The 21,459-nt window shown below is 61.6% G+C and carries 16 protein-coding genes; 12 read left to right on the top strand and 4 right to left on the bottom strand.

The features are described 5' to 3' along the window. Nucleotides 1-95: 95 nt before the first annotated feature. The 4 genes from X742_RS143525 (at nucleotide 96) to X742_RS143535 (ending at nucleotide 4,722) form a co-directional block, all read left to right on the top strand. Nucleotides 96-431 carry a hypothetical protein gene (locus tag X742_RS143525; RefSeq protein WP_023774779.1) on the top strand — a complete coding sequence of 112 codons (336 nt, stop codon included), beginning with the start codon at nucleotides 96-98 and terminating at the stop codon, nucleotides 429-431. A 174-nt stretch (nucleotides 432-605) separates the two neighbouring features. After that, complete coding sequence (locus X742_RS143530) at nucleotides 606-2,438, top strand: GNVR domain-containing protein (protein ID WP_023774778.1); 1,833 nt, start codon at nucleotides 606-608, stop codon at nucleotides 2,436-2,438. Between the two features lie 168 nt (nucleotides 2,439-2,606). Then, on the top strand, nucleotides 2,607-3,407 hold the full coding sequence (locus tag X742_RS0138400; protein WP_023774777.1) for a sugar transferase: 801 nt from the start codon (nucleotides 2,607-2,609) through the stop codon (nucleotides 3,405-3,407). 250 nt (nucleotides 3,408-3,657) lie between these two features. Next, entirely contained in the window at nucleotides 3,658-4,722 is a 1,065-nt protein-coding gene (locus X742_RS143535; protein WP_031248487.1) for an acyltransferase, read from the top strand. Between the two features lie 144 nt (nucleotides 4,723-4,866). Here the strand turns inward: X742_RS143535 and X742_RS143540 are convergent, their stop codons facing one another. Both X742_RS143540 and X742_RS143550 read right to left on the bottom strand, forming a co-directional pair. Further along, the gene (locus tag X742_RS143540; RefSeq protein ID WP_140717095.1) at nucleotides 4,867-5,097 is read right to left on the bottom strand and encodes a hypothetical protein; all 231 of its coding nucleotides are present in this window, start codon (nucleotides 5,095-5,097) and stop codon (nucleotides 4,867-4,869) included. Between the two features lie 1,744 nt (nucleotides 5,098-6,841). After that, a complete protein-coding gene (locus X742_RS143550) occupies nucleotides 6,842-7,714 on the bottom strand; it encodes a glycosyltransferase (RefSeq protein WP_023774773.1) in 873 nt (290 codons plus the stop codon). Nucleotides 7,715-8,006: 292 nt separating this feature from the next. Here X742_RS143550 and X742_RS143555 point away from each other — a divergent pair, with 292 nt between their 5' ends. Beyond that, a complete protein-coding gene (locus tag X742_RS143555) occupies nucleotides 8,007-9,191 on the top strand; it encodes a glycosyltransferase (RefSeq protein ID WP_051407744.1) in 1,185 nt (394 codons plus the stop codon). Here the strand turns inward: X742_RS143555 and X742_RS143560 are convergent. After that, the gene (locus tag X742_RS143560; RefSeq protein ID WP_023774771.1) at nucleotides 9,184-10,314 is read right to left on the bottom strand and encodes a glycosyltransferase family 1 protein; all 1,131 of its coding nucleotides are present in this window, start codon (nucleotides 10,312-10,314) and stop codon (nucleotides 9,184-9,186) included. The genes X742_RS143555 and X742_RS143560 overlap by 8 nt on opposite strands. A gap of 196 nt (nucleotides 10,315-10,510) precedes the next feature. Between X742_RS143560 and X742_RS143565 the strand changes: the two genes are divergently transcribed. Together X742_RS143565 and X742_RS143570 are read left to right on the top strand one after the other, a co-directional pair. Continuing rightward, nucleotides 10,511-11,788, top strand: a complete 1,278-nt coding sequence (locus X742_RS143565) for a glycosyltransferase family 1 protein (RefSeq protein ID WP_023794943.1) — start codon at nucleotides 10,511-10,513, stop codon at nucleotides 11,786-11,788. A gap of 135 nt (nucleotides 11,789-11,923) precedes the next feature. Then, nucleotides 11,924-13,069: a glycosyltransferase gene (locus X742_RS143570; RefSeq protein WP_023774769.1), complete on the top strand. Its 1,146-nt coding sequence runs from the start codon at nucleotides 11,924-11,926 to the stop codon at nucleotides 13,067-13,069. 30 nt (nucleotides 13,070-13,099) lie between these two features. Here X742_RS143570 and X742_RS143575 read toward each other — a convergent pair whose 3' ends face one another. After that, nucleotides 13,100-14,551: an oligosaccharide flippase family protein gene (locus X742_RS143575; RefSeq protein ID WP_023774768.1), complete on the bottom strand. Its 1,452-nt coding sequence runs from the start codon at nucleotides 14,549-14,551 to the stop codon at nucleotides 13,100-13,102. 371 nt (nucleotides 14,552-14,922) lie between these two features. Between X742_RS143575 and X742_RS143580 the strand changes: the two genes are divergently transcribed. From X742_RS143580 to X742_RS143600, 5 genes are all read left to right on the top strand, one after another. Then, entirely contained in the window at nucleotides 14,923-16,143 is a 1,221-nt protein-coding gene (locus X742_RS143580) for a DUF4214 domain-containing protein (RefSeq protein ID WP_031248481.1), read from the top strand. 60 nt (nucleotides 16,144-16,203) lie between these two features. Then, nucleotides 16,204-17,514, top strand: coding sequence for a DUF4038 domain-containing protein (locus X742_RS143585; RefSeq protein ID WP_023774766.1), 1,311 nt, complete (start codon nucleotides 16,204-16,206; stop codon nucleotides 17,512-17,514). A gap of 122 nt (nucleotides 17,515-17,636) precedes the next feature. Further along, nucleotides 17,637-18,809, top strand: a complete 1,173-nt coding sequence (locus X742_RS143590; protein ID WP_245275622.1) for a polysaccharide pyruvyl transferase family protein — start codon at nucleotides 17,637-17,639, stop codon at nucleotides 18,807-18,809. Between the two features lie 242 nt (nucleotides 18,810-19,051). Then, nucleotides 19,052-20,032, top strand: a complete 981-nt coding sequence (locus X742_RS143595) for a glycosyltransferase family A protein (protein WP_023774763.1) — start codon at nucleotides 19,052-19,054, stop codon at nucleotides 20,030-20,032. A 49-nt stretch (nucleotides 20,033-20,081) separates the two neighbouring features. Beyond that, nucleotides 20,082-21,098 carry a glycosyltransferase gene (locus X742_RS143600; protein WP_023774762.1) on the top strand — a complete coding sequence of 339 codons (1,017 nt, stop codon included), beginning with the start codon at nucleotides 20,082-20,084 and terminating at the stop codon, nucleotides 21,096-21,098. Nucleotides 21,099-21,459 lie beyond the last annotated feature (361 nt).

Below are 21,459 nucleotides of genomic sequence, written 5' to 3'. Positions count from 1 at the left end.
GCGACCGCCGAAAGGATGCCTCGTAGAGGCGAGCGCGTTTTGTATTCTGGCACATGCGTTCCATTCGGGCGCTCAGGTAAGGATTGGGCCGCAAAATGCCGTTTCCCGCATTGAGGTCTCCATCGCGCAAAGATGTCGATGAAAGGCGCCTCGGCCGGCTGGTCCGCCTGCTTCAGGCCACGCAAGTCGAAATCGAGAAGGAGGCGACGCAACTTTATCCGTCGGAAAACGCGATGACGGACTGCGCCGCGTTTTCTGTGCAGGCGCTTGAGAACGGCGAAACCCTCGAAGTTGTCTCCGTGAGGATCGATACGCTCACACAAAAGATGATGTTGAATCACACACGGCAGGGCTCGCTGCAGCGGCAGCTGTCATTTGTGCGCAGGACTCAAGCAGAATTGCAGCGCCTTCTTCCCTCCCATAGGACGTAGCCGCATACGCCAATTGGCGGCGTTTACCTTCCGCACCGCCGGGATAGTCTTTTGCGGCAATCTGGGATCGCGGGGCCTCGGCTTTCAATGAAAACAGTGGCCGAATGCCAAGGACCACCTGCATGGGGACGGCGTGCGCGCAGGGTTTCCGCGCACGCCTGCCGGAGGCGTTGAATGAACCGCATGTTTCCCAATCAATGGCCCTCGACAACGGACCAGCAGGCTTCCGTCGAACAGGAGTTCATTGGCCTCTCCGACATAACCAGATTTCTGCGGTGCTATGTTGGCACCATCATCGCCTGCCTTGCCGCGGCGCTCTTGGTGGCCGGCTTCTACAATTTGACCACCGACCCAACCTTCACCGCCAGCGCGCAGATCCTGATCGAGCCGAAATTGCCGCAACACCTGCAGGAGGGTGGTGAAGTAAATCTGTCATTGGATACCGCCCAAGTGGAAAGCCAGATCGCAGTCATGCAGTCGGAAAAGATCGCTGCGATGGTCATCGACCAGCTGAAGCTCATCGATGACCCCGAGTTCAACCGTCCGCAGGCTCCGACTTTTCGGGAGAGATTCAGGAGGATAGGAGCCATCCTGCGTGACGCTTTCGGGCCCCGGAAAAGCGCCTGGTTCACCTCGCTTTGGGAGCATTTCGGCCTAGGCGTGCCTGAAACGCCTGCGACGCTGACCGATTACCAAAAGTCTCGGCGCAGCATGTTTATTTTCCGCAACGGCATCGACATCCGCAGGGTCGGCGTTTCCTATGCGATAGACATATCCTTCACCTCTTTTGATCCCGAGGGCGCAGCCAGGATTGCGAACGCCACGGCCGATGCCTTCGTGCGCGAACAGATCGAAACCAAGACCGACGCCGCGAAGGAAGGCGGCGCGTGGCTCGAGCAGCGCCTTGGCCAGTTGCGCACCCAGATGAACGAGGCCATGGCGAAAGCGCAGGAGTTCCGGTCGCGGCACGACTATAGCGTCGGCCACGAAGCCAGCGGCGGCACGAGCGCTGTGCCGACGCTCGAAGAGCTTGAGGTGACTGCTGAAACCTACCAGAAGATGTACGAAAGCTTCCTCCAGGCCTACACCAACTCGGTAAGCCAGCAGTCGTATCCGGTCGCCGACGCAAGGGTGATCACGGCTGCGACGGCGCCGCTCTATCCGAGCGCTCCCAGGCCGAAACTGTTTCTGGCCTTGGCGGCAGTTACCGGGCTCATTCTCGGTATCGGAATTTCGTTTGCCAGGCATACGTTCGACTGGACCATAAGGTCGCCGCGGCACATCCGCGACAATCTGGGTGTCGAATGCGTCGGAGAGGTGCCGCCCACCAGCTGGAGAATGGATTCCGGCCGCCTCGACGAAGTGGTGAAATACCCGTATTCCCCCTTCAGCCACGGCCTCAGGAAGGCACGAACGGAAATCAGCCTTGCGGAAACCAGTCATCCGATAAGATTCCTTGGGTTGACCGCTGTCTCCAACGACAGTTCGAAAAGTTCCGTCGCCAGCAATCTTGCCACGCTTTACGCGATGTCCGGCCTGAAGACGCTGGTGATCGACGCCGACATCCGGGCGAGCATGACCACACGTCTGCTCGGCCCGTCACGGGCCTTCGACAGACCGTGCCAGGATCCCGTTCGCCTCAACATCGTCCGCGCCCCGGGACGGCCGTTCGACATGCTGCCAAGTTCGGTGGTGGACGAAAAGCATCTGCTGGCGCCAGACAAGATGAAGGCGCTCCTTGCGGAACTTACCGCCAGCGACCTGGCCGCATACGAGTTTGCCGCCTACGACATCGTGATCGTCAACCTGCCGACGCTCGCCTCGGGCGCCGACGAGCTGATTGTGGGATCGGTCCTGGACTGCGTCGTGATCGTCGCCGAGTGGGGCAGGACACAAGTCGAAACACTGCGGGAACTTGTCAGGACGCTGCAGGCCAGCAGGACGCCGATACTTGGCGTGCTCCTGACGAAGGCCCGCGCGATGACGTCCAAGCGCCGCAAGGCGTGAGGCCGGTATCGAGAATCCTCCTTCGGAAGTCGTCAAAGCGTGTAGGGGGATCATTCCTTGGGATAAGGGGATAGCCCCGGAGCGCCGCGCTACCTCCTTTGCCTTTCTTGCTCACAAGCCTCGGCCTTGGAAGAGTGTCGAGGACAATTTCGAACCGGCAACCGTCCAATGACAACAGACGCCTTCGAGAAACAGCCGCACAAGGGAGCGACGATCTGGATTCATCCGTTTCTCCCCGAGCCTGACGACGGCCGGACGACAGTCCTGCATGTCGTTGCCTCGCCCAAGCCCAACAATGCCGGGGCAGTGCTGGCAGACCTGTCGCCCTCGCTTAGGGCAGGAACGACGAACCCTCGCCTGGGAGGCATCTCGAAGCGGTTCATGGATCTGGTCGTGGCAATCTCGGCCCTTGTCATGGCCGCGCCGGTCATGATCGTCGTTGCCCTGCTGATCAGGATAACGACGGGAGGTCCGGCGATGTTCTCACACAGCCGGGTCGGCTTCGGCGGAAAGCCGTTCAATTGCTACAAATTCCGCACCATGGTCGCGAATTCGGACGAAGTTCTCAAAGCATATCTCGAAGCCAATCCCCAGGTCACCGCGGAGTGGGAGGAGACTCACAAGATCAGGGACGATCCCCGCGTCACGTCCCTCGGGTGGATCCTGCGCAAGTCGAGCCTCGACGAACTTCCCCAGCTCTTCAACGTCATCCGTGGCGACATGAGCTGCGTGGGGCCGCGGCCCATCGTGAAGGACGAACTCAAGCGCTATGGCGACCATCTGGAGGAATACCTTCGCACGAGACCGGGCGTTACCGGCCTCTGGCAGGTAAGCGGCAGAAGCAGCATGGACTACCCCAGCCGTGTGGCGCTGGATAGCCAATATGTGCGGAACTGGTCAATCTGGCTCGATCTCGCCATCTTGTTCAGGACCGTGTTTGCGGTGATGCGCTTCGACAGGGCTTCCTAGAACGGGGGATCGTCTGTGTCGGATGGTCCATCCTATCCCGTCTCATTGTTTTTAGCCGGACCCCTGCGACGCCACGAGACTGGCTAAATGCCCCCGGGTGGGCATGGGCGTGGCAAGATCGCATTTTTTCGGGTGAACCCCATGGGACAGGCGGTCACCAAAGTATAGAGTAAAAGAAGTTAGCGTTTTGGGGCGTTAAAGATCTAGAAAGTGGAAAAATAGAAATATTTTAGAGGAGCGGGAGGCTCAATTGGTCGCTAACTTACAGGCGTTGCGAGGCATCGCCGCGATAACGATTTTGCTTTATCATCTTGGACCCATGTTAAACCGCCGTTTTGGCACCGATTTCCACAGCGATATAGGCGCGGAGGGCGTCGACATATTCTTCGTCATTTCCGGCTTCGTGATGGTTTTTGCGTACGCGCAAAAAGAACGTTCCGCCTGGGCGTTCTACGGTGAACGGGTGATCAGAATTGCCCCGCTCTACTGGATGGCAACCCTGGCGCTCATTGTCCTGTTCGGGCTCGGATTCCGGCCGAACGGGCTGCAGGACTATAGCCTGGCCGACATAGTCACGTCGTTTGTGTTTTACCCTAAAGTGCGGCTGGACGGGGAGAAGGCGCCCATTCTGTCGCTCGGGTGGACCTTGATCTACGAAATGTTCTTTTACCTGGTATTTGGCGCGTTCCTCTGGGTTCGCAGCACACGCGACAGAGTGGCGGTTGTTTCGGCGGTCCTCCTCGTTGTCGTGGCGGCTGGGTCGCTGTTCGGACCGGATAGCCCTTTCGCGCTGCGTGTCTATACGAATTCCATTGTGCTGGAGTTCGTCGCCGGATGCTGGCTCGGCTACTGGTATTTGTCCCAGCCAAGGAAGCTCGGGCTGCCCGTCGGCGTTGCGTTCGTTGCAGCAGGCCTGGCCGTGCTTTCCATCGAGTATTACTTACAGGTCTCTTCAAGCGAGTACAGAATCGTAACTTACGGGTTTCCGGCTGTCCTGGTGGTAACGGGCGCCCTGGTGGCTGAGCGCAGTGGGGCGACGACGTGCAACTCGATCGTGCTGCTGGTTGGCGCCGCCAGCTATTCGATGTATCTGTTTCACCCCATGCTGTTGCAGCCGTTCGTAAACTTGGCGGCCAAGACTATGGCCCCAGAGCCAAGAATGGCCATTGTGGTAATGCCACTCGCGGCAGTCACTGCCGTCGTCGTCACAGTAGGAATTCATTTGGGATTGGAGGTCCCTCTGACGCGCTGGCTACGCAACCTCTGGGATCGGGAACGAACGGCCAGGATCCCGGAAGGTTCCGTGATCAGTTGAATATGCGGATTGCAAATGAAATCTTTCCGTTGCAATCCCTTCATCGATCCTAATCTAAGGGAGTTCGACTGGTTTCTGTCCCGCACTGAAGAAAATAGTCATAACAATTCTACGAATGTGAACTGCTCAAAAAGCCGAGGCGGCCTACGCTTGGGTCCGTTTCCTATGCACGGAAATCGACAGGCCGACGATGTAGGCGCAAGCCATTGCGAACGCCAGGATGAGGAACCTGGTGATCGTCACGTAGCCCGGCAAGCCAAGGCCATTCCAGACAAGGCTGCCGATCAAGAGCACGGCTGTCCCGGCGATCAGGGCGGGAGCCTTGAACCGCAGTCCCATCAGAACGCCTGCCGCCGATACAGCGACTACACTCATGAGCACCGACATCTCCAGCTGCGACATCACGGGACCGATCGGCTCGCTGCGGCATGGAAAGACCCGCTAGTCGCGTTGGCCACTCCTGTGCAGTTGGTGCGGAAGCCGGTCGAATGATCACTGATATGCGGCCTCAAAAAGCATAGCAAGGGCCAGGATCACTGCATGCACAGTTCACTCAGGCATGACGCGGATCGGCCTGTGCCCCGAGCCCTTCATGGCAGCATCCCTCCTGGCAGAGATAAGCGGCGGCTCGCCGTCCCGAGTGGCCAACAACCGCTTGCGATCTGGCGAGTACGTATCCTCTGACGCATGTCGCGCAACACTGTGCGGCGGTTCTGCGTTTCCATGAAACAGCGAGAGCTGCTCGCAGGCAATCGATCGACGCTCGGGCGGCAGGCTGCCGCCCGAGCCCAAGCTGTGCGGGCTTGATCAGTTGGTGTTCTGGATCGGAAGCGCTTGCCCCTGAATCTCGCCATCCGCAGGGAGGGCGGACAAGGCGGATGTCGGCGCGGGTATCTCGATCTTCACGGTATCGCCCGGCTCGATCGATGTCGTTTCCTCGGCCGCCAGTTCTTGCGAACCATTGGCCGTCATCCTGACGATCTTGAAGATCGGCTTGGCCCTTTCGGCGTGTTCCCTGAGCGCAAGCAGGGCAGGAGCCGTGACCGCGGTTTCGTGCAGCAACTGCGATGCGGTCTCGGCTTTGCTGACAACTTCATTGAGCTGCGACTGCGTCTCCCGCAAGGCCGCGGCGATAGATCGGAAGAGCACACGTCTGAACTNGATGTCGGTCTTGCTTATCTCCTGCCTGACCCGCAAGAGCGAGGTTTCGGCGGCCAATCTGTCGCCCTGCATCTGGGCAACCGTCCCTTCCAGATTGAGCTCCCGCGGTGCAACCGCAAGCCCCTTCTGGACAAGGCTCGAAACGCCCGCCAATTCCTTCTGGATAAGCTCGATCTGCTTGTCGCGGAAAGTCAGCTGCTGCTGGAGCGAGTCCAGTTCCTTCTCCAGGAAATCCTTGAGTTCGCTAAGCGAACGCAGTTGCGTTGTCATCGCTTCCTTGCGGACGGCGAAGATCCTGCGTTCCTGCTCCATCGCCACCGCGACCGTTGCGTTCGAAGCCCTGTCCTTCAGCTCCGCAGGAAACGCGATGTCGTCGCTGCCGGCCTGCTCGGCTTCCAGCCGCGCTTTGCGCGCGAGCAGGGTGACGCTGCTCAGCGCCAACAGGCCCACGTCGCCCTGGCCGGCGATGACCTCACGCTCGAGCCTCGGGATGTCATCCTCGCGCGTCCGCAGGCCGCCGGCGATTCCCAGCGCCTGCAGCACCGTCAGTCCGGGTCTGTAGGGGAATTCACCGGGCTGCGTGACGTAGCCGACGATGTAGAACGGTCTGTACTGGGCGATCTCGACAGCGACATCCGGATGGCGGCCGAGGCCCATCTGCTGCATCAGGCGGTCGCCTATTGCGCGGGCGAGGTCGCCCGGCGAGGTGCCCTGCGCGCGTATCTGGCCGACAAATGGCAGGAAGAGCGTGCCGTCGGCGCCGACAACGAAATCGTCGTTGAGAGCGGTCCATTCAAAGATCACATCGCGCGACGCACGCCACTCGTAGACCTTGAGCCTGACCTTGTCCTGAGGACCGAGCAGATACTCGGCAGCCATCGCCGGCAAGGCGAAGGCGGTCGCCGCCGCCAAGGAAGCCGACACCGTTACAAGCCATTTCCGCATTGTCTTTTCCGCCTCAGATTTTCAGGATGTATTCGGGTTCGATTCGCCCCATGGCGACATGCAGGATCGCAAGCATGTTGCCCTTGAGCCTGCCCCTCCGGTCGACATACGGCTCCGGCCGCAGGCTCCTCGCCAGGTTGGCCGCGATGTTCCTGAACATCAGGGGCAGCGCGAAAGAGGCCGGAACGGAGCCTTTCCTGACCAGGTAGATCGCGTTCGCGACCTGGGAGTAGCCGAACCGCTCTCCGCTCACCCGCCCCGTCTTGATGCCGAGATGGACGCCCGAGATCGAGGTCACGCAGACCACGCGCCCCTTGGATCTCATCTGGCTGGTGAAGTCGATGTCTTCCTGCCAGCCGTAGAGGACTAGGCGCTCGTCGAAACGCAGATCTCCCACAAGCGAGGAGCGGAGCGACATGTTGCATCCGTATGCGCCGACATGGTCGACCACCAGCGGTCCCTCATGTTTCTTGCCCTCGGCTTCCCGCAAGGCGGCTTCGGCGGCTTCCCAGGTGAGGCCGGCATTGGTGGCTCCGTCCCTGACCACCATGCCCATCACCACCGCCCATCCGTCATTTTCCGCGAAAGCTTTCTCGATCTGCTCCAGATATTCGGCGGATGGAACGAAATCGTCGTCGAAGAATGTGATGATGTCGGAGCACCCCAGGGCAGGTACGAGAGCCGTGTTGCGCTGGGCGGCCAGCCCTTTCGGCCCGAAAACGAGTGACACGGGGAAGGGACAGCTTTCCGGCAGTTCGACATGCGTTGCGTCGGGCGCCGACAACACGACCTCGTCTGGAAGTCTCGTCTGGCCGCTCAGATAGCTGAGCAGGCGCGCGACCTGTTCGTTGCGGCCGAGGGTCGGGATGATCACGATGAGTTTCATGGCCGGTCCATCTTCGGTTCCAGCTGACCCTAGACCGGTGACGGGGTCGAAACAGCCTGCATAAAAGGAGACGGAGGGAGCCTGGCTTACCCCCTGGCACCGGCTTTCGGAGTATCCCGGCGAACGGCCGCAGCCATAAGTATTAGCCGAACATGCGCCCGGAGCAGCCTGTAGCCGATCGGAGAACTTGCCGGGGTCGTTGCGAGGAATGGAGACTGCTGGCCTGCCGAGGCAAGGGGGAACCATGCTCCACGAACGCGCTTCCGATCTGGCCCTTGCGGCCAGGGTCGATATGCCCATCGAGGAGGTGCCGGCTGCGCCGAGGCTCGACGTCGACAGATATGCGAGGATAGCCGTCGTTCATGACTGGTGCCCGAATTTCCGGGGTGGTGAACGGGTGCTGGCGCAGATCTGCAAGCAGCTCCCCAATGCCGAAGTCTTCACGCTTTTCGATTTCCTGCCGGCCGACGTGAAGGAGCAATATTTCCACGACGTGGAATTCCATACGTCCGCGGCCAACCGGATCCCGATGGTGCAGAAATTCTATCGGTCGCTTTTCTTCTTTTGTCCCTTCCTGATCGAACAGTTCGACGTGACGGGCTACGACGCGGTGATCTCGTCTTCGGCGGCATTTTCGCGCGGCGTGATCACCAGGCCGGACCAGCCGCATCTTTGTTATGTGCACAGCCCGGTCCGTTACGCCTGGGACGAGCAGTTTTCCTATCTTCAGCAGGGTCGGCTTGGCTTCGGCCCCAAGGGAATGCTCTATCGCTACATGCTCCATCGCCTGAGGACGTGGGATACCAGAACCGCGCATGGCCCGGACCTCATGCTGGCCAACTCCAACTATGTCCGCTCGCGGATCCAGCACATCTACGGACGCGAGGCGCGCGTCGTTTTCCCTCCGGTCTCGCTGAAGGAACTGCCCTGCGTGGAGGACAAGGACGACTACTATGTCTCGGCGTCCTTCCTCGCCCCCTACAAGCGCACCGACCTCGTCATCCGGGCCTTCAACGAGATGCCGTCGCGGCGCCTGGTCATCGTCGGCGAAGGCCAGCAATCGGCCAGCCTGCGGGCACTTGCCGGCCCGAACGTCACTTTTTCCGGATACCTGCCCCGGCAGGATTATGTGGACACCCTGGCGCGGGCAAAGGCGATGGTCTTCGCCGGCTGTGAGGACTTCGGCATCGCCCTGGCCGAGGCACAGGCCTGCGGAACGCCGCTGATCGCTTTCGGCCGCGGCGGAGCGGTCGACATCGTGCAGCGCCTTGGGTCGTCTCCCGAGCCCACCGGCGTGCTGTTCAAGGCCCAGACGGTGGATCACCTCAAGGAGGCGGTCGAACGGTTCGAAGAGAACAGCCACGCCATGACGCCGCGCGCCTGCGCCAGGAATGCGGGACGCTTTTCCGAAGAGAACTTCGATCGCGCCATCCTGGAATCGCTCGGGGCCGTCCAGGCGCTTCACGCGATCATGTGAGTTCGCGTATTCGGACGACCTTCGTTTGCGTGTCGACGCCGTCGGCTGCAGCCATCGCCTCGAGATAGCGCAAGGCCGTCGCTTGCCAACCAAATGCTGAGGCTCTCGCTCGTCCCCGGCGTATCATCTGAGTCCGCTTGTCCTCGCAATCGCGCAGCTGCATGAAACGGTCGAACCATGCTTCCGGGTCGTCGGGCGGCGCAAAAAGCGCCGCGTCCGCGCAGACCTGGGGCAGGCTGGCGCGGTCCGACACCACCACGGGGCAGCCGACCGCCATCGCCTCGAGGGCGGGAAGGCCGAAGCCCTCGGTGAGCGAGGGGAAAGCCAGGCAGAGCGAATCCCCAAGGAGAGCCGCCAGCTCCCCGTCGGAAATACGGCCGAGCCAGTGGATGTTTTGCGCTTTGGCCTTGGCGGATCCCGACCTGAAGACGCGCGCGTCCGACATGCCGACGATTGCGATGCTGAGGTCGGCCGCGGCAAGGCGCTCGGCCATGTTCAGGATGAGCTCCACATTCTTATGGGGGGCGGCGCTGCCGATCATGACAATGGTTTCCGGCGAGGCCGCCAGCCGGGTTGCCGGGGAATGTTCAGGCATCCATCGCAGGACATGCTCATGGCCGTTCGGGGCTACGAAGGCCCGGTGGGCGGGGACGACGCCGCGGCGGACCAACTCGCCCAGCGAATAGTCGGAAACGGTCGAAATGCCCCACGCGGTTCTGCCGAGACTGGGCAGCAAGGTTCGGTACAAGCTCCTGAAGGCAAGGGAATAGCTCTGCGGAGCATTCCAGACGTTCGCGTCATGGATGCAGACGATATGCTTGCGGGAAAGCAGCGGTCCCGTGTTGCAGAGGCTGAGCAGTCCGCCGCCGCCGAGGGATGAGGGGAGTTGCGTCTGCTCCCAGACGTGGCCGCTCGTGCGGCCGATTTCGACGCGTTCGATGAAAGCGAGCGGGATCTCCTGCGACCCGGGCGGGCAGTGCAGGCGAACGTCGAGACCGCGGGCGAGGGGCCCATGTTCTGCGAGCAAAGCGTCGAGCGAACGGACGACCTCGCGCGCATAACGCTGGACGCCTGTTGTCGGCTGGGAAAGAAAACGCCCATTGATTGTCCAACGCCGCGCCATGCCGTCCCCCTTTGAACTTCCAGTGTGGGCCCTCCAAGGCGGCGGGTCACCATGGCCATCGGGTCATCCGGGTAACCCGGAAATCATCCGGATAGGCGAGGTTTGGAAGTCTGCCTACCTCAAACGTTCGAGGACCTTCGCGCCTCGCGCGATGCTAGTCTGGTCCAGGGCGCCGAGAGGGCCCGGGGAGGCGGAGATGGGTAAAATCGAGTTCGACACGACAGAATCGCCACCGGCACGATCGGCCAGGCGCTTGAATGGACACCGCTCCAGGACACCGCTGGCGACCTCGCTTGCCGGGGACGCCGGATCGCTGATCGGGCATTCGGCATGGACGTGGTCGGACCGGGAAGCGCCGAGGCGGCGCTGGACGATAAACGGGGACTTCACGACACTTCGGCCGACCGGAGTGGCCCGCTACGCCAGCGAAGTGACCATGGCCCTCGACGCTCTCATTTCGGAAGGGCATCCGCTTGGCCGCGACCTGGAGATCGATCTCGTGGTGCCGCGTCCGCTTCCCGAAACCTTCCGCCTCGACGCCATCCCTGTCCGGGTCGTGCCTGAATTCAGCAAGCCGCGTCTCCCCCAATTCTGGGTGCAGGCGCAGTTGCCCTGGCATGTACCGGGAGGATTGCTGAGCTTCTGCAACCTCGCTCCCGTCGCATTGAGGCGCCAGATCGCGTGTATCCACGATATGCATACCAGGCTCATGCCGTCGAGCTACGGGCGGGGTTTCCGATGGGCGCACCGCCTTATCCTGCCGGCGCTCGGCAGGCGGGCCGCCCGCATCACCACCGTCTCGCAGCTCTCGCGCAGCCACCTGTTGGCGTTCGGCATCGCGCCGGACGAAAACATCGTGGTCACCTACAATGGCAGCGACCATGCGAAGAGATGGGATGCGGCGAGATCGTCCCTGACCGTCGACCGCGGCAGACCCTATGTTCTCTGTCTCGGAAGGCGGGACCAGGAGTACAAGAACATGGCGCTTCTCGCCAGGCTTGCCCCGCTCCTCGATGCCATGGGTCTCGATCTCTGGATGCCAGGCGATGTCGACGAGGAAACGATCCTGCGATACCTCCCGGAAATGCCCGGGAACATGGTCTTCCTCGGGCGGATAGGGGACGACGACTTCAAGAAGGCGCTCGAAGGCGCCCTGTGCTTTCTGTTCCCGTCGCGCATCGAGGGGTTTGGGCTGCCCGCCGTCGAGGCGATGGCCTCGGGCTGCCCGGTCGTGGCCTCGACCTCGCCCTGTCTGCCCGAAATCTGTGGGGATTCGGCTCTCTATGCCGATCCCGACGACATCCAATCCTGGGCCGAAACCGTCCGCCTGCTGATGCTCACCCCGGATTTGCGGGAGCGGCTGGTCGCCAAGGGATACGCCAGGGCAAGCAGTTACTCCTGGCGATGGATCGCATGGAAATACCTCGAGCTCATGGTTCAAGTCGACGCCGACTTCGGGGAGTTCAGCGGGTAACCGGCCCGGCAGGGACCGACCTTGCCGGGATAGTCGAAGCGGCGAGAGCGGACGGTTGGTTATGCATGCGCGGGAGCGCAACTATAGCTGGAGCGGCATAGCTCCCTGTCAGATCGCAGTGTGAAGAGGGGCACGATGAACAAACGGATCGATCCGCGCGGATTACGCGCCCCAGGCGGACTGGCGTCCGCCGGCACGCTTCTCTTCGACAGCTCGCTGTCGATCCTGAACAGGACCGGGGCCTATCACATCGCCAAGGACCTGACCCGGGAATTCGTCCCCGGCAGGGCAGGGATCCGGCACTGGCGGCTGGGTTTCTTCGCTCCCGAGGGCCTGGTACGCAAGATTGTCGCCCGGCTGATGATGCTGGAGATCAACTGGCTCCAGGACAGCGAAATCTTCCTGATCCGTGACAAGGTCGACGAACGCGGCACCCGGCTGTTCCTGGACCCGCTCTACGTCCTGAGGTCACGCCTGAGCGAGAACGACATTGTCCTTTGCCACGATGTTGGCCCGCTGACGCATCGCGAACTCTACGACGAACGGACCTCCGCCAACTATCGTCTTGCCTACGAGAAGATCCGGCGCGTTGGGCCAGGCGTCGTTTTCGTCAGCAATTTCTCGGCGCACCACTTCGAGATCCTTTTCGGGTCCGGCTTCCGGTTCCTGAAGACAATCCCGCTTTATCTGCGCACCGAACTGTTCGATGGTCCGGCGGAGGCGGTCCCCGGTGTAAACGGTCCGTTCTTTCTCACCGTCGGCGCGTTCGAAACCCGCAAGAACCAGGTCGCCGCCCTGAAGGCGTATCGAGACGGCGGCTTCCATCGCCAAGGGGTCGGATACGTCTTGTGCGGAACGCGCGGCGACGGCTATGCGGAGATAGCGGAACTCGCGGGCGCCGTCCCGGGGGTGAGGCTCATGGGATATGTTCCCGACGCGCAGTTGCGCTGGCTCTACGCAAATGCCGAGGCATTCGTGCTGCCAAGCCTTCTCGAAGGTTTCGGCATGCCGGCGCTGGAGGCCGCCTATATGGGACTGCTGCCGATCGTGTCCGCCGGCAGTGCCCTCGTGGAGGCCGTCGGGGGCGTTTGCTCGCAGGTGCAGCCGGATAATCCCGCCGCGATCGCGGAAGTGATGGGGAGAGCGCTTTCGCGAAGCGCCGCGGAGAAAACACAAACAAGCCGCGCGCTGCGCGACACCGCGTCAGCTGCAACCAAGGATCGGTTCCTGCAGCAATGGAGGGACGTGCTGGCTGCGGGGGCAATTCCAGGAAAGGCGTGAAAGGGCCTTCCGCTGCAATGGCGCCGACAATTATGTCGGAGCAACTGCATTGCGGAAAATTCGACCGGCATTGACTATTTCGTCGAACAAGGGGTGGCCGGTCACGAACACTCCGACCAGCCAGCCGGCCGCGGCAAGACACCCGGCGAATATCGCCTGTCCCAACGACAGGTCGAAGCTGAAGCGGCCGGCAACGACCATGGCCAGCGGGCCGAGTGTGGTCAACGCGGCGACGACGCCGCTCTTTCGGACGGCGACAGCTATCTCGTCCCACCGCAGCGAAAGCCTGCGACGCACGAAACTCAAGGACACAAAGGCCTGGAACGGCACAATGAACATCAGGCTCAGCGCCGCGCCCATAAGTCCGGCAAGCAGGACCGCGGTCGTCATGACGACCGCCGAGACGGGGACGACGATCAGCGACCTTACGAACATGTCCCTGATCGAGCCCATCGCCATCATCACGGGATGGTTCAGCTCGAAGCTGAAGGTGAAAAGAGACGCCAGCGCGATGACTTGCACCAGCGGTGCAACCGCCTGCCATTGGTGGCCGAGCGCGATGTCCACGACGGGATAGGACAGCGCGGCGACGGCCAGCAATGCCGGCCAGTGAAGCCCGGTGATGATTTCAATGGCATGTAGGTAGGATCGTTTAAGGTCCCCGCCCTGCCTGGCCGAGGCGGAAAAAGCCGGAAGCACGACCGCCATGGCTCCGCCAAGGATCAGTTTGTCGGGTATCTGGCACACCGTCAGCCCGCGGCTGAAGAGCGCCGCCGCATGTGGCGACAGGACACGGCCGAGCAACAGGAGGGGCAAGGCCTCATAGGCCCTGTATAGGAACACGATGGCGCCATTGTACCCGCCGAACGCGGCTATCCTGCGCCATTGCTTGAACGTCGGCTTGAACATCCAGAAATCCGGGCGCAGCGCCAGGGCCAATACGCCGGTGACCGTGCTGCTCGCCAGCCAGGCCCAGGCAAAGCTCATATAGCTGAACCCGGTCAGCGCCAGCGCGACGGTAGCAGCTCCGCCTGTCGCCGCCCCGGCAACGTTGATCATGGCGACCTTTCCGAAAGCCATTTCACGGCGCATCAGCGTGACGACCTGGATGGGCACCAATTCGACGAACAGGCACACCGACACCAGCCGAAGATAAGGCACCAGTTTTTCTTCGTGGAAGGAGGACGCGAGCGCCGGAGCGGCCACAACCAGAAAGGCTGCGATTGCCGCCGTGAGGGCGAGCATCAGGCTGAAGGTCCCGCGGATGTCCTCCCTGCTCAGGACCGGACGCTGGATCATGAAACTCGAGCTGGCGAATTCCCGCGCCGACAGCGCGATGCCGAGGATTGCCAGGCTGATCACCGAGATGCCGATCTCCTCGGGGGTCAGGACGCGGGAAACGGCGGCGACGGTGACAAAGTTCAAGCCGATCACGATGTAACGATCGCCCGTGCTCAGCAGAAGTGCGCGTTTGACGCTCATGAGGATCCTGGATGCCGGCTGCGAGTGAACAAGCCCCGGACGATGACGTCTGGTCTGCCCGCCTCCCAAGGCAGGAGAACATAGGCCGGCGGTCCGAAGTAGAAGCCAAAAGGAAGTAGGTTCGTCCCACATTCGGTTGAGATCGAAGAGCGCGCGCCTGAGGCCGCTTCTGCGGCAGCAAGGCCCTGCATCGCGAGAAGGTCCCGAAGCGGTTGCCCGTACTGGGGTGCCGCCGTCGCCCATAGCGGCCGAAAGGCTATGAGCCGCATTCTAAAGACGTAAGGCGGATGAAGCCGGTCTCCCAATAGTCAGATTGTTGCGACCCGCGACGAGGATAGTGTTGCAGCCTCGTCAGAACCGGGACACTGAATATGTTGAAATGTGCGTTGATCGGGGCGGCTTGCCTGCTCGCCATGGCCTCGTCGGCCTCCGGCGACATTCTCTGGGGGGCTAACGGCCACCCGATGACGGCCTATCCAGGCATCTCGGTCGAGCGTCAGTTCGACTACCTCGAAGACCTGGGGATGAAGTCCTACCGCGTGAACATTTCCGNTTGCGAGAAGCGCGATGACGGCACCACATATCCCTGCGAATGGGGTCCGGCCGGCGGCACCGGAGTGCTGGACTATTTCGGCCCGCGCTGGGCCAAGGTCAGCGCCGTCCTGAAGGGATTGTCCGACGGCATGAGCGAAGTCGACCCGGGCATTCGCAAGGCGATGGGCACTGCGGGGTGGGGCCACACCGGGGCATTCGAACGAATGAAGCAGGACGGCATCAAATGGGACATCTCGGTCTGGCATATGTATGGCCAGGATCCCGAGCCCGCCTTCAAGGTGCTCGCCAGCTACGGGAAGCCGATCTGGGTCACCGAATTCAACAATCCTTACGGAAGCCGGCAAAGCGAAAGACAGCAGGCCGAAGGACTGATGCAGTCCATGCTTCGGCTGCGCCAGCTGCAGGCCAAGTACAACGTGGAAGCCGCTCACATCTATGAGCTTCTGGATGAAACCTATTGGGCACCCGACTTCGAAGCATCGATGGGGTTGGTCAGGCTTGTCGGCTCGGCGGAGCGCGGCTGGAGCCCGGCAGGGCCTAAGGCCGCATACATTGCGGTGAGGGACTTGATACTCGGCCCGAGGCCGCTGCCGAGGCCGGAGCGCGGCTGCGATTTCGCGGACAGCGGCAAGATCGTGACCGCCACCATGCGCCAGGCGAGTTTTAGTCATTGCCTGATACTGGGGCGCAAGGCCAGCGATGAAGATATCGAACGGTGGTCCGCTGCCCTGGACGACGGCTCGGCCGATGTCCCCAAAATGATGATCGACCTGATGCATTCGCGGGAATTCTTGAGGAAGTATTCCATCATCGGCCTGAGCGACCGTGCCTATGTCGGCTTCCTCTACCGGCTGCTCATGGACAGGGACGGCGACGGGTACGGGCTGGACGTCTATTCCAAACAGCTGCGGGACGGCTCGATGTCGAGGGATTCCATAGCCCGCGGCATGATCACCTCCAGCGAATTCACCGACAAGTATGCCGTCCACCTCGCCGCGACCGCGAAAACGGCCCCCGCCGCCGAAATGGCAAACTAGCCTGCGGCTGAAGAGGTCTGGACCGTCATGGATCTGCGCTTCTGTGGTCTCGCATTTTGCATGCTGGCTGCGACGACCCTGGTCGGCCATGCCTGCGAAGCGCCCATGGCGGCCCAGCAGCCGTTCCCTCTGCGCGTGGAACCCGGCAAGCGATATCTGGAAGACGCTGCCGGCTGTGCATTTCTGATCAATGGCGACGCCGCGTGGTCGCTGATCGCCGATTTGACCCGCGAGGATGCGGATGTCTACCTTCGTGACCGGCGGGCACGCGGGTTCAACACTGTGCTGATCAACCTCATCGAGCATCGCTTTGCCCGCAACGCTCCCGCCAATGCCTATGGCGACCGCCCTTTCCTTCGCGATGGCGACTTCAGCGCCCCCAACGAAGCCTATTTCAGGCATGCCGACTGGGTCTTGCGCAGGGCGCGCGATCTCGGTTTCGTGGTGCTGCTCGTTCCTTCCTATCTCGGCTATGGCGGAGGGGACCAGGGCTGGTACCAGGAGATGGCCGCCGGCGGCGAGAAAAGCCTGCGAGCCTACGGCCGATTCGTCGGACAGCGCTATGGCGGCCTCGCAAACATCATCTGGGTGGAGGGCGGCGACTACAATCCGCCGGACAAGAGCCTGGTCAGGGCGGTCGCGGAAGGGATCCGGGAAATCGACCCGAATGCCTTGCAAACCGTGCACAACGCGCCCGAAACGGCGGCTCTGGATTACTGGCGGGGCGAACCGTGGCTTTCCGTGGACAATGTCTACACCTACGAGCCCGTCCACGCGGCGGCGCTTGTCCAGCACGCCTCGGGCGAGATGCCGTATTTCCTGATGGAGAGCGCCTACGAAAACGAGTTCGGCGCGGACGCGCACCGCGTGCGGGTGCAGGCCTACCAGGCGGTTCTTTCCGGCGCTTCGGGACAAATATTCGGCAACAACCCGATCTGGCACTTCGGCGGTCCGGGCCTCTGGCCGGCGGACACGACCTGGCAGCAGGCGCTCGACAGTCCGGGGGCCAGGAGCATGCAGGTTCTCCATCAATATTTTTCGTCGATCAGATGGTGGGAACTCGAACCTGATACGGGAAACGACTTCCTCATCGCGGGACAGGGCAGCTACCACGCCCGGACGATGTCGGCGCGGAGCAAGGATGGGTCGTTCGCACTCGTCTACCTTCCCAACGGGAGGGGCATTACCCTCGACCTTGAAAAGCTCGCCGGGCCGCAAGTCTCGGCTCGCTGGATCGATCCTTCCACGGGAGGGAGCGAGGCGGCTCCCGGGTCACCGTTTTCCATGAATGTCCGGTATTTCGTGCCGCCAAAAGGCGATCACACCGATTGGATGCTGGAACTCCGTACGCAACCGGTACAAAGCCAATGACCGCCAGGAACGACGCCGCAGACAGCTTTGACAGCCTGGCGAGCACCGGTGCGATCGGAGCGGCGTCCCGTCAGCCAAGCGGCCACGGCACGGAGGTGCTCCGGGCGCCGCGAAGAATAACATTGTTCGGGCTCTTCGGCTCCGGCAATTTCGGCAATGAAGGTTCGCTCGAAGCAATGGTCGGGTTTCTGAGGAGAGAGAGGCCCGAGGCGGACCTTTCATGCGTCTGCGGCGAACCCGAGGTGGTCAAACGGACTTTTGGGATCGAGACCTCGCCGATCCGGCGGAACGGGCCTGCGGCGGGCCTGTCCGGACGCATCAACCGGCTGCTCCTGAAAATCCCCGGAAAACTTGCCGATTTCGCGCAGACGGTTAGCCGCATCCGCAAGTCCGACGTGATGATCTTCCCAGGCACCGGAATCCTGGACGATTTCGGGGAGAGGCCGGCGGGCGTGCCTTACGACATCCTCAAATGGTGTCTCGCCGCTCGCCTCGTCGGCACGCGCATCGCCTTTGTCAGCATCGGGGCCGGCCCGATCAGGAACCGGCTGAGCCGCTTGCTGATGACGTCGGCGGCCCGCCTGGCTCATTACCGGTCCTACCGCGACCTGCAATCCAGGGAATTCATGGAAAGCGTCGGCTTCGACACCCGTGGAGACGCGATCTATCCAGACCTCGCCTTCGGCCTGCCCGCGCCAATTCGATCTCCTCGGACTCGGCCGGAGGCGCTGAAGGTGGGCGTCGGCATCATGGCCTATCGCGGCTGGTACGGCTTTGCCGAAGGCGGTCAGTCGATCCTTACCGGCTATATCGGCAAACTGGCGCGTTTCGTCGTCCACCTCCTCGACAGCGGCCACGATGTCCGGCTTCTCATAGGCGACGAAGAAGACAGCATCGCCGTCGACGCGCTCCGGGCGGCCGTGGGTGACCTGCGGCCCGGCTCGAGGCTGGCGCACGAACAGGTCCATTCGCTGGGCGACGTCATGGGGCAGATGGCGCTGACCGACATCGTCGTCGCCACGCGGTTCCACAACATCGTCTGCGCATTGATGATGCGCAGGCCGACCATCTCGCTGAGCTACGCGAGGAAGAACGATGTGCTGATGGAAGAAATGGGCCTAGGCGAGTACTGCCAGCATGTCGAGACCTTCAATGTCGAAACGTTGATCGCGCAGTTTTCGCAGCTGGCGGCTGCCAGGGAAAAGCACGAACGGGCAATTGGCGAGCGTCTCGTCGAGTTCAGGGAGCAGGTCGACAGGCAGGACGCCTGCCTCCTCTCCGGCGTGATCGGTTGAAGCGCATGGTGTTGATCGCCCGCATTGCGCCTCCAGGCAATCCGCAACCGGCGTTCATCCGAAAGTTGCGGACCAGGAGTAGGGGCTACATCCATCGTCTGAAGGTCAACAATGACGTCGAAATGCTAGTCTGTTGCGGTCTCACTCGTGCGAGCAACATCATCGATGGAAACAATGCTGAAGAAGCCTATAAGGACGCCAGCGAGCCTGGCAATCCTCATCCTCATCGGAGGTTCTGATTGATGGCCAGCGTCGACATTGTCATCCCTTGCTACAATTATGCGCACTTCCTGCCGCAATGCGTTCAAAGCGTTCTTGTCCAGGGAGTCGAGGATGTCAGGATCGTCATCATCGACAACGCCTCCACCGACGACAGCGTCGAGGTGGCGCATCGGCTGGCGGCGACGGATGACAGGATCAAGGCCATCTGGCATCCGGTGAATGTCGGTTCCCATGCTTCGTTCAACGAAGGGGTGGATTTGGCCCGCGCCGATTATTTCATGATCCTCTGCGCCGATGACTTGCTCATGCCGGGAGCCCTTCGCCTTGGGATGGCGCTCCTCGACCGCTTCAAGGAGGTATCGTTCGTGCTGGGCAAGCACATGGCGCCATGGGTCGGGAACGACCTTCCCACCCTGTCTGCGCAGGCCGACGGCTGGACCCTGACGGATGGCAACCGGCTGATCGAGACCTGCTGCCGGAAGATGAAATTCAACCTGACCGCCCATGCCATGCTCGTGCGGACATCGGTGCAGAAGGCAGTCGGCCACTATCGGCCGTCCGTCCCTCTGCTCGACGACCTGGAGATGGCTCTGCGCCTGGCCCGCTTCGGATCCGTTGCGGAGCTGTCCGTGCCGCTGGCGATAACGCGCGAACACACGACCAATATCTCTCAAGTCATGTGGCAGGACGGGCTCCGCAGACTGCAGGAGTATGAAACCGTGCTGGAGAGCTTCTTTGCTCACGAAGGCAGCACCATGCCCAACGCGCCGGCGCTTCATCGCATGGTCCGGCGCCATCTGGCGGCGGCCGCTTACTGGTCGGCACTATCGCATCTGATAAGGGGCAAGCGCGCGGCCGGCGCCAAACTTTTCAAATTCGGCCGGAGGCTTGACCCGGCCTCTATGTTTCTGCCGCCCATCGGTCATCTGTTCACGGCGGACGGCTCCCTCAAACGTGCGAGACGGGTCATCTTGGAGGTTCTTGGAGCGACGCGCCCTTAGCCGTGTTTCTCGGAATTTTGCAAAGCGCTCAACATCGATTGGGCAATAGATGTCGGATCTGATCGTGACCTTGCCATTTGCCCAACAAAACCAACGCGAAAAAACCTCCGGCAAGGTGGCGGTGGTTCTGGTCACGGACCAGAACTACTTTCTTCCGACGTTCGCAACGGCATTGTCCGCCGATGCCCATACTGGCGGCGACATCTCCATTTATCTGTTCGTCGTCAATGCGAAACAGGCGTGGTTACAGCAATTCGGCGCGGCTGTTTCCGGGACGAAGATATCAATCAAGGCGGCGAGCTTCCCGCAGCTGGCTGAACTCTCCCGATTTCACCGTGACGTCGTTCCCCCGATAGCGCTGGCACGGTTGTGGATCGGCTCGTTGTTGGAAGAGGATATCGGGCGCCTTCTGTACATCGACGGCGACACCATGGTGGACGACGAGCTCGACAGCCTGTTGGCAATTTCGCCGCCCGAGCACGGTCTGATGGCGGTACCGGACTTCATGAGAATTTACATTGATGAATTGAGCCTGTCTAAAGGGAAAGACATAGCCCATCTGACAGATTTGGGCTGCAGTCCGACGGCATATTTCAATTCAGGCGTAATATATGCATCGAAAAATGCGTGGAATTCCATAGCATCGTCGGCCATCAAGTTTCTGCGTGAGCATCCGGACCGCTGCATCGCGTCCGATCAAAGCGCGCTCAATCACGCGGCGCAGGGAAACGTCGACTTTCTGCCTCTTCGCTACAATTATCAGAGCGAATACATGATGGCGTTGGATCCGCGCGAGCTGGGATTCAAGCCAACGATCTGGCACTTCGTCGGCGCGCCCAAGCCGTGGGACGCACCCGGCTGGCCCTGGGATGAGTATTTCAACAAATTCTATCGCCAGGCGGAGTCGGTGCTGCGAAACTACAGCGTCACGCTTCCGGTCCCTCCAAAGGCGCAGATAGTTGCGGGTCTTTCCCATCGGGAGCGCAACAGATTTCGCATGAAGTGGGTGTATCCTTGGCGCAGATACACACGCAGGCGAAAGATACTGTCCTTGCTTTCGCAGTGACGCGGCGGCCGCGAACCCGGAGCCGGACGGCGCCATGTCGTCGAAGTAGGTCCATACGATCCGAAAGAGCCGATGGATAGGCTTATGGAGGTATGGCAATACGGCAAAAGGATAGTGCGCTCAACCTTGTCGCCGCCTCCTACTCCCATTGCCACGCTTGCCGGCCAGGCGTCGTTTCCCGAAAAGTCAGGCATCGGCGCCGCGCCCGGAACCGGGACATTATCGCGGGTCGCCAGCCCAGGAAACTATGACATGCATGCCGATGCGCGGGGAGCCAGCCATATGAAGGAAACGCAGGGCTGCGGCCGGCTCGGGCGGGCTTGACGACAGATGCAGATCTCGCCTGCCGGTCTCGTTGTCT

The organism is Mesorhizobium sp. LNHC229A00 (assembly GCF_000502415.1).
GTDB lineage: Bacteria > Pseudomonadota > Alphaproteobacteria > Rhizobiales > Rhizobiaceae > Mesorhizobium.
The sequence above is the reverse complement of the archived record's forward strand: the minus strand, read 5'-3'. Positions and strand labels throughout refer to the sequence as shown.